This window comes from Thermostichus sp. OS-CIW-20 (assembly GCF_054061455.1).
In genome coordinates this window covers 1-1252 of the sequence record NZ_JBSSEF010000064.1, presented here as the reverse complement: position 1 = coordinate 1252, position 1252 = coordinate 1, and the positions used below count along the sequence as shown (strand labels likewise).

The window sequence follows — 1252 nt, the reverse complement described above, 5'->3', positions numbered from 1 at the left end:
ATGCACGAGCGGAATGCGCACAACTTCCCGCTGGACCTGGCGGCGGTGGAAGTGGCGCCGGCCATCCGCGGCTAATCCACTCCTGACCTAGTCGATCAGTCCTTCTTGAATCCCCTGGCAGACGCTGGGGGGTTTTTCTGCTTTTCATAGAACGTAGCCCAGTTGCTCAAGGGAATCGGTGTCCCAAAGGATCTGCCCATCCAGAGCGATTCTCCCCTGCACCGGCATTCCAACTTGAGCCTCTAGGCGTGGGATCAAAGCTGCATCCAGCTCCTCCAAAGCTTGGGGATCCTCGGTTTCGGGCAGGGATCCGACCAGCACCCAGCCCAAGTTGCGGACCTTGGCTTGGCGCATCAGGGCGGCAAAGGCGGTTGCTTGGCTCAGGGCGGCCTCCCGTCGCAGCGTTAAGAGCAGGCTAAACCCCCAAGCATGGGCCAAATCGGCCCAGGTTTGGCCTGGCTCCAGGGGATCGGCGACACTGCCCGGCAGAACCAGGAGGGGATTGGTTGCCCGCTCGCCGATTTGTTGCCAGAGGGCCTTGAGCTGAGCTTCCGAAGGGTTGGGATCCACCCTGAGCTGGACTCAAGGTCTCTGGACCACCTCTTGCCAGGCGCTGGCCACTGCTGCGGCTCCGGGGATCCCCGGCCAGGTATCGGCCACCATCACCCTCATGAGTTCGGATCCCCCACCTCAGACTCCCAGAGAGTGAGAAACTCCAGCTGGACCTCGAAGCCAAACACCAAAGCCATATCCCGCAGCATCGAGAGGGATCCCAGTTTCTGCTGCTTGAACCACCGCATCAACACAAAGAGATTTCCAGCGCTTCTGGGTTGTAAACAATGCCCTCGCGAGGGTTGAATTGATGGGGCACCAACATGGCTGCGTAACGGGCCAGCTCTCCTTGGCGCCAGTTGAGGAAGTAGGGCATCCAGGGGCAGACCGTGTCCCAACGAATAAACCACAGGCGCACCTCCGGGATCTCCGACAGCTCGCGCGGATCGTCGGGGCTGCGCGGCCAATCGATGGCGCATTACACCTGCTGGGCAGCCCGGACAGGATCCGCCATCAACGTTTTCAACAGCTCATGGCCCGGGGTTAAATCCAGAGCTTGAATGGCTTTAGCAGGAAGGTAGAAGGTAATCGGCACGACGACACAGCTACAGCCTGTTAAGGGCTCAAGGGGTACAATAGCAGCACTTAGCAAACCAACTTCGGAAGGAGGATGGATTGATCAGTAGTAAAGAAGTCTTCA

At 59.3% G+C, this 1252-nt stretch carries 1 protein-coding gene and 1 pseudogene; both read right to left on the bottom strand.

Features of this window, described 5'->3' with window-relative positions; genetic code table 11:
- Nucleotides 1-144 precede the first annotated feature (144 nt).
- On the bottom strand, nucleotides 145-570 hold the full coding sequence (locus ACVWXC_RS13315; protein WP_457393247.1) for a hypothetical protein: 426 nt from the start codon (nucleotides 568-570) through the stop codon (nucleotides 145-147).
- 98 nt (nucleotides 571-668) lie between these two features.
- Nucleotides 669-1147, bottom strand: a pseudogene (locus tag ACVWXC_RS13310) (CRR6 family NdhI maturation factor).
- Nucleotides 1148-1252 lie beyond the last annotated feature (105 nt).